This window comes from Pseudolysinimonas sp. (assembly GCF_057350545.1).
In genome coordinates this window covers 1-6,872 of sequence record NZ_JBMRCP010000030.1, presented here as the reverse complement: position 1 = coordinate 6,872, position 6,872 = coordinate 1, and the positions used below count along the sequence as shown (strand labels likewise).

At 68.3% G+C, this 6,872-nt stretch carries 9 protein-coding genes and 1 pseudogene; all 10 read left to right on the top strand.

Annotated elements, in window-relative coordinates; all coding sequences use genetic code 11:
• On the top strand, window positions 1–513 hold a 513-nt coding region (infC, locus tag ACO1X9_RS04520), incomplete at its 5' end, for a translation initiation factor IF-3 (RefSeq protein WP_486349640.1).
• Window positions 506–700 carry a 50S ribosomal protein L35 gene (gene rpmI / locus ACO1X9_RS04515; RefSeq protein ID WP_309714126.1) on the top strand — a complete coding sequence of 65 codons (195 nt, stop codon included), beginning with the start codon at window positions 506–508 and terminating at the stop codon, window positions 698–700. The genes infC and rpmI, both read left to right, overlap by 8 nt.
• 42 nt (window positions 701–742) lie before the next feature.
• Complete coding sequence (rplT, locus tag ACO1X9_RS04510; protein ID WP_486349639.1) at window positions 743–1,129, top strand: 50S ribosomal protein L20; 387 nt, start codon at window positions 743–745, stop codon at window positions 1,127–1,129.
• Between the two features lie 193 nt (window positions 1,130–1,322).
• A complete protein-coding gene (locus ACO1X9_RS04505; RefSeq protein ID WP_486349638.1) occupies window positions 1,323–2,117 on the top strand; it encodes a TrmH family RNA methyltransferase in 795 nt (264 codons plus the stop codon).
• 81 nt (window positions 2,118–2,198) lie between these two features.
• On the top strand, window positions 2,199–2,936 hold the full coding sequence (locus ACO1X9_RS04500; RefSeq protein ID WP_486349637.1) for an amino acid ABC transporter ATP-binding protein: 738 nt from the start codon (window positions 2,199–2,201) through the stop codon (window positions 2,934–2,936).
• Between the two features lie 37 nt (window positions 2,937–2,973).
• Entirely contained in the window at window positions 2,974–3,873 is a 900-nt protein-coding gene (locus ACO1X9_RS04495; RefSeq protein WP_486349636.1) for a glutamate ABC transporter substrate-binding protein, read from the top strand.
• A gap of 70 nt (window positions 3,874–3,943) precedes the next feature.
• Complete coding sequence (locus ACO1X9_RS04490) at window positions 3,944–4,591, top strand: amino acid ABC transporter permease (RefSeq protein WP_486349635.1); 648 nt, start codon at window positions 3,944–3,946, stop codon at window positions 4,589–4,591.
• Complete coding sequence (locus ACO1X9_RS04485; protein WP_486349634.1) at window positions 4,588–5,517, top strand: amino acid ABC transporter permease; 930 nt, start codon at window positions 4,588–4,590, stop codon at window positions 5,515–5,517. Before ACO1X9_RS04490 ends, ACO1X9_RS04485 begins: the two co-directional genes overlap by 4 nt.
• 22 nt (window positions 5,518–5,539) lie before the next feature.
• The gene (gene pheS / locus ACO1X9_RS04480) at window positions 5,540–6,571 is read left to right on the top strand and encodes a phenylalanine--tRNA ligase subunit alpha (protein WP_486349633.1); all 1,032 of its coding nucleotides are present in this window, start codon (window positions 5,540–5,542) and stop codon (window positions 6,569–6,571) included.
• Window positions 6,571–6,872 (top strand): annotated as a pseudogene (locus ACO1X9_RS04475) (phenylalanine--tRNA ligase subunit beta); the annotation flags it as partial. The gene pheS and the pseudogene ACO1X9_RS04475, both read left to right, overlap by 1 nt.

The following is a 6,872-nucleotide window of genomic DNA, read 5'->3' as shown; positions in this document are numbered from 1 at the left end:
CTCGACCTGGTCGAGGTTGCCCCGAACTCCGTCCCGCCCGTGGTGAAGATCATGGACTACGGCAAGTTCAAGTACGAGCAGGCCCAGAAGCTCAAGGAAGCTCGGCGCAACCAGGCGAACACGATCCTCAAAGAGGTTCGGTTCCGCCTCAAGATGGACAAGCACGACTACGAGACCAAGCGCAAGCGCGCGGAGGGCTTCCTCCAGGGCGGGGACAAGGTGAAGGCCATGATCCTCTTCCGCGGCCGCGAGCAGTCGCGACCGGAGCAGGGCGTCCGCCTCCTGCAGCGCTTCGCCGAAGACGTCGCAGAGTTCGGCACCGTCGAATCCACCCCGATGATCCACGGTCGGAACATGGTCATGGTGATCGGCCCCCTCAAGAGCAAGGTCGACGCGGAGGCCGGAGCCCAAGCCAAGAAGGCAGAGACCAAGGCAGCCAGGACCGCATCGCCCGATGCGGAGCCGGCGCCCGAAGCAGCAGCAGAAGCAGAAGAGGAAAGCAGCAATGCCTAAGCAGAAGACGCACTCCGGTGCGAAGAAGCGTTTCAAGATCACCGGCAGCGGCAAGGTCATGAAGCAGGGTGCGGGTATGCGCCACAACCTCGAGGGCAAGTCCTCGAAGCTGACGCGCCGTCTGAACCAGGAAGTCGTCCTCGCCCCTCAGGACGCCAAGGTCATCAAGAAGCTCCTGGGCAAGTAAGCCCGGCCCGGACCTGAGCTAGACAGAACAAGGACAAGACAAATGGCACGTGTCAAGAGAGCGGTCAACGCCGCCAAGAAGCGTCGTACGATCCTCGAGCGCGCCGAGGGCTACCGCGGCCAGCGGTCGCGCCTCTACCGCAAGGCGAAGGAGCAGGTCACCCACTCCCTCGTCTACGCCTACCGCGACCGTCGCGCGAAGAAGGGCGAGTTCCGTCGCCTGTGGATCCAGCGCATCAACGCTGCGGCCCGCGCGAACGGCCTCACCTACAACCGCCTCATCCAGGGCCTCGGCCTCGCGGGTGTCGAGGTCGACCGTCGCATCCTCGCGGAGCTGGCGGTGAACGAGCCGGCGACGTTCGCGGCCCTCGTCGCGACCGCGAAGGCCGCACTTCCGGCCGACGTCAACGCCAAGGCAGACGCGGCGTAACGCAGTCCTCGAACGAGAGGCCGGCATCCCGAACTGGCGTGATCGTCAGCGGAGCCCGGCCCGAGAGGCCGGCATCCCGAACTGGCGTGATCGTCAGCGGAGCCCGGCCCGAGAGGCCGGCATCCCGAACTGGGGTGCCGGCCTCTCGCGTTTCTGCACCTGCCGTTCACCCGCGCTGCCTAGGCTTGAGGGCATGATCGACAACCCGCGCTCGCCGCGGGTGCGCGCGGTGGCGAAGCTCGCCAAGCGCAGCGCGCGCGCCGAGACCGGGCTGTTCCTCGTCGAGGGGCCGCAGGCCGTCTCCGAGGCGCTCGCCTTCCATCCCGAGAGCCTCGTCGAGCTGTTCGTCGCCGCGAACGTCGCCGACCGCTACGCGCACCTCGCGCGGGCCGCGGGGGAGGCCGACGTGCCGGTCGAGACCGTCACCGACGCCGTGCTCGAGGCGATGGCCGACACCGTGACGCCGCAGGGCGTCCTCGCGACCTGCCGCCAGCTGCCGACCACGATCGCGGAGCTGCTCGCACGCCAGCCGAGGCTCGTCGCGATCCTCGAGGAGGTGCGCGATCCGGGCAACGCGGGCACGATCATCCGGGTGGCGGATGCCGTGGGCGCCGACGGCGTGATCTTCACCGGCAACAGCGTGGATGCCTACAACCCGAAGGTCGTGCGCTCGACGACGGGGTCGATCTTCCATGTGCCCGTCGCCCAGCACGGAACCCTGGATGCCGCGCTCGAAGCCGTGCGCACCGCCGGTCTGCAGGTGCTCGCCGCCGACGTGAAGGGCGCCGACCTCCCGCGCGTACGGGATGTGCTCGCCGCGCCGACCGCCTGGGTGTTCGGCAACGAGGCCCACGGGTTGCCCGATGAGCAGCTGAGACTCGCCGACCGCGTCGTCAAGTTGCCGATCTACGGTCGCGCGGAGTCGCTCAATCTGGCGACGGCGGCCTCGGTCTGCCTCTACGAATCGGCGTTCGCGCAGCGCGCCTGAGCGCGTGACGGGGGTGTTACATCCCGGTCACGGGTTCCGTCAACGGTTGACCCTCGTCCAGGGGCGTGGTGTGCTGAGCGGATGGAGCCCCTGCTCGTCCTCGAGGATGTCGACAAGCACTTCGGCGAATTGCACGTCCTGAAGGGGATCTCCACGACCGTCGCGCCGGGCGAGGTCGTCGTCGTGATCGGCCCGTCCGGTTCGGGCAAGTCGACCCTGTGTCGCGCGATCAACCGCCTGGAGACGATCGACTCGGGCCGCATCCTCATCGACGGTGTGCCGCTGCCCGAGGAGGGTCGCGCGCTCGCCACCTTGCGCGCCGACGTCGGCATGGTGTTCCAGTCGTTCAACCTGTTCGCGCACAAGACGGTGCTCGAGAACCTCACGCTCGGCCCGATCGTCGTGCGCGGCATGAAGCCCGACGACGCCAAGAAGCGTGCGATGGAGCTGCTCGACCGGGTCGGCGTCGCGAACCAGGCCGACAAGATGCCCGCGCAACTCAGCGGTGGCCAGCAGCAGCGCGTGGCGATCGCCCGCTCGCTCGCGATGCAGCCCAAGATCATGCTGTTCGACGAGCCGACCTCGGCACTCGACCCCGAGATGATCAACGAGGTGCTCGACGTCATGGTCGGCCTCGCGAAAGACGGCATGACGATGATCGTCGTCACGCACGAGATGGGATTCGCCCGGAAGGCCGCCAACCGCGTGCTCTTCATGGCGGAAGGCGCCCTCGTCGAAGAGGCCGCCCCCGAAGACTTCTTCACGAAGCCGAGCTCTGACCGGGCGAAGGACTTCCTGTCGAAGATCCTCACCCACTAGACCGGTGGAGGGGAAACGCATGGCAATGGGAGGAACCATGAGAGTCCGCAGAAACACAGCACTGTTCGGGGCGCTCGCCGTCGCGGGGGCACTCGTCCTCGCCGGCTGCGTCGATTCGGCCGACCCGGGCGGTGACACCGACCCGAGCGAGCCCACGGAGGAGTTCGAGGCTGTCCCGTTCGAGGACGGCACGACCATGGCCGAACTGGCCGACGCCGGAGCGATCACGATCGGCACGAAGTTCGCGCAGCCGCTGTTCGGCCTCGAGGGCCCGGACGGCATCCCCGTCGGCTTCGACGTCGAGATCGGCAAGATCATCGCGAAGCACCTCGGGATCGATGAGGGCAGCATCACCTGGACCAACACGGTCTCGGCCAACCGCGAGCCGTTCATCCAGTCGGGCGAGGTCGACATCGTCATCGCCACCTACACGATCAACGACACGCGCAAGGAGGTCATCTCCTTCGCCGGTCCGTACTACGAGGCCGGACAGGACATCCTCGTGGCGGCGGGCAACCCCGAGGGGATCGACGGGCCCGAGTGGTTCGAAGCGAACCCGGACGCCACCGTCTGCACCGTGAGCGGCTCGACGTCGCTCGTCAACATCCAGGAGTACACGTCGAACGTGCTCGAAGCGGCCGACTACGCCGACTGCCTCGAGCCGATCCGCACCGGCGCGGCCGTCGCGGTGACGACGGACAACGTCATCCTGGCCGGGCTCGCCGACCAGAACGCGGGCGAATTCGAGGTCGTGAACAACCCGTTCACGGCCGAGCCCTACGGCATCGGGCTCCCGAAGGATGACACCGAGTTCCGCATGTGGATCAACGACGTGCTCGAGGCCTCCTACGAGGACGGCAGCTGGGCCGCGGCCTGGGAGGCGACCGCGGGCGCCGTGCTCGACCTGCCGGACCCGCCGGCCGTCGACCGGTACTGACGTCTGACCGGGAAGGGGCGTCCATCGGGCGCCCCTTCCTTCCGCCCCTGAGCCCGGAAGGAGGGACCGCATGGATGCCGTCATCGAACAGTTTCCGCATCTCTTCGACGGGTTCACCAAGACCCTCGCGCTGCTCGGCATCGCCGGCGTCGGCGCACTCATCTTCGGCACTCTCGTGGCGGGCTTCCGGGTGTCGCCGATCGGCCCGCTGCGTGTCTTCGCCGCCGTCTTCACCGAGATCGTCCGCAACATCCCGCTCACGCTCGTTCTCTTCGGATTCGCGAACCTCGGGCCGTATCTCGGTGCCCAGGGCGGCTACTTCATGCTCGCGGCGATCGGGCTCACCCTTTATACGACTCCGTTCATCGCGGAGGCGATCCGCTCGGGCATCAACGGCATCCCGGTGGGGCAGGCGGAGGCGGCGCGCAGCCTCGGCCTCGGCTTCGGGCAGGTGCTCGGACACGTGATCCTGCCCCAGGCGGTCCGCATGGTGATCCCGCCCATCATCAACGTGCTGATCGCTCTCACGAAGAACACCTCCGTCGCGGGCGGCTTCTTCGTCATCGAGCTCTTCGCGTCGTCGCGAGGCGCGATCAACGCCCGCGGCGACGAGGTCATCGCGATCCTGTTGGCGGTCGCCGCCTTCTATCTGCTGGTGACCGTGACGCTCGGCCTCATCGCCGGGCAGGTCGAGAAGAGGGTGGCGGTCGCCCGATGACGAGCGTGCTCTACGACGCCCCCGGGCCGAAGGCGAAGCGCATCGCGCGGATCGTCTCGGTGCTCGCCGTGCTGCTCATCGTCGGCATCCTCGCCGTCGTCGTCGTCGCCCTCGCGGTGCCCCGCACGACGGCGACGGGCCAGGTGCTGCCCGGTCTCTTCGACCCGAGCCGCTGGGACGTCTTCAACGACCTCGTGGTGTGGCGGGCGCTCGGCAACGGCGTGCTCAGCACCCTGCAGATGGCGGGTATCGCCGCCGTGCTCGCGATCGTCATCGGCGTACTGTTCTCGTTCGTCCGCACGGTGTCGCTCGCGATCATCCGCATCCCGTCGACCGTGATCCTCGAGTTCTTCCGCGGCATGCCGGTGCTGCTGATGATGCTCTTCATCCTGCTCGTGTTCTCGACGGGCGCGTACTGGGCGGGCATCCTCGCCCTCGGCCTCTACAACGGCGCGATCATCGGCGAGATCCTGCGTGCGGGCATCGCCGGGCTCCCGAACGGTCAGCGCGAGGCGGGCCTCTCGATCGGGCTCTCCCCGGTGAGCACCCGGTTCCGGATCGAGTTCCCGCAGGCGGCTCGCAACATGCTGCCGATCATCATCGCCCAGCTCGTCGTGCTGCTGAAGGACACGGCGCTCGCGTACATCCTCGCCTACAGCGAACTGCTCTACGTGGCGACCAAGACGCTGCCGAACTTCTACGGCAACCGCTACCTGTACTCGTTCTTCTTCGTCGCCCTGATCATCTATCTCGCGATGAACCTGACCCTCTCGTTCATCGCGCGGCTCGTCGCGCGGCGCACCGGACCGGGTGGACGCACGGTCAAGCCGCGCATCCCGCGTCGTGGTGTGCACCCCGAGGGCGACATCGACCTGTCGCGGGTGCCCGATGCGGGCATGGGCGGTGGCGGGCTCGGCGGACGCTAGGCGCGCACTAAACTCGGTCCTCGTGTCCGAGATCACCGAAGCCACCGTCAGCAGCGCCGTCGAAGCGGCCGTCGCGGCGTTTCAGGAGGCGCGTGATTCGGTCGCTCTGAGGGCCGCCCGCGCCGCTCACACCGCCGACGGCAGCCCTCTGTCGAAGCTCAACGCGTCGATGCGCGAGGTTCCCGCCGACCAGAAGGCCGCCGCCGGCAAGCTGCTCGGCGAACCTCGCGGCCGGGTGAACGCCGCCGCCGCCGAGGCGGAGGAGCGCATCCTCGTCGCCGAAGAGGAGCTGAAGCTCGCCGCCGAGGCGATCGACGTCACCGCCGTGCCGTCGCGCCGGCGGGCCGGCGCACGGCATCCGCTCTCGCTCCTCATGGAGCAGATGGGCGACGTCTTCGTCGCGATGGGCTGGGAGGTCGGCGACGGCCCCGAGCTCGAGCACGCGTGGTTCAACTTCGACGCGCTCAACATCGATCCCGACCACCCCGCCCGCGGCGAGCAGGACACCTTCTACGTCGAGCCCGCCGAGCGCAACCTCGTGCTGCGCAGCCAGACGAGCAACGTGCAGATCCGGTCGCTGCTCGACCGACCCCTCCCGCTCTACGTCGTCGCGCCCGGCAAGGTGTTCCGCAAGGACGAGCTGGATGCCACCCACACCCCGGTGTTCCACCAGATCGAGGGCATCGCGATCGATCGCGGCCTCACGATGGCGCACCTGCGCGGCACGCTCGAGCACCTCGCGCGCGCGATGTTCGGCGAGGGTGCGCAGATCCGGCTGCGCCCGAACTACTTCCCGTTCACCGAGCCGAGCGCCGAGATGGACGTCTGGCAGCCGAACGCGAAGGGCGGCGCGCGCTGGGTCGAGTGGGGCGGCTGCGGGATGGTGAATCCCAACGTGCTGCGCAGCGCCGGGGTCGACCCGGCCGAGTACCAGGGCTTCGCCTTCGGGATGGGCATCGAGCGCACCCTCATGTTCCGCAACGAGCTCACCGACATGCACGACATCGTCGAGGGCGACGTGCGGTTCTCGCAGCAGTTCGGGCTGGTGGTCTGATGCGCGTCCCCCTGTCTTGGCTGGGCGAATGGGTCGACCTGCCCGAGGACGTCACCCTCGAGCACCTGCACGCTGCCCTGGTGAAGGTGGGGCTAGAAGAGGAGGACACCCACGGCTACCAGCTGACCGGCCCGATCGTGGTCGGCCAGGTGCTCTCGGTGGTGCCCGAGCCGCAGTCGAACGGCAAGACCATCAACTGGTGCCAGGTGGGTGTCGGTGGGGCCGAGCCGCGCGGCATCGTCTGCGGGGCGCACAACATCGCCGCCGGAGGCAAGGTGGTCGTGACGCTGCCGGGCGCCGT

Excerpts from the sequence above, each read along its gene's own strand:
- rpmI (WP_309714126.1), top strand. The coding sequence starts at position 506 with ATGCCTAAGCAGAAGACGCACTCCGGTGCGAAGAAGCGTTTCAAGATC.
- rplT (WP_486349639.1), top strand. The coding sequence starts at position 743 with ATGGCACGTGTCAAGAGAGCGGTCAACGCCGCCAAGAAGCGTCGTACG.
- ACO1X9_RS04505 (WP_486349638.1), top strand. The coding sequence starts at position 1,323 with ATGATCGACAACCCGCGCTCGCCGCGGGTGCGCGCGGTGGCGAAGCTC.
- ACO1X9_RS04500 (WP_486349637.1), top strand. The coding sequence starts at position 2,199 with ATGGAGCCCCTGCTCGTCCTCGAGGATGTCGACAAGCACTTCGGCGAA.
- ACO1X9_RS04495 (WP_486349636.1), top strand. The coding sequence starts at position 2,974 with ATGAGAGTCCGCAGAAACACAGCACTGTTCGGGGCGCTCGCCGTCGCG.
- ACO1X9_RS04490 (WP_486349635.1), top strand. The coding sequence starts at position 3,944 with ATGGATGCCGTCATCGAACAGTTTCCGCATCTCTTCGACGGGTTCACC.
- ACO1X9_RS04485 (WP_486349634.1), top strand. The coding sequence starts at position 4,588 with ATGACGAGCGTGCTCTACGACGCCCCCGGGCCGAAGGCGAAGCGCATC.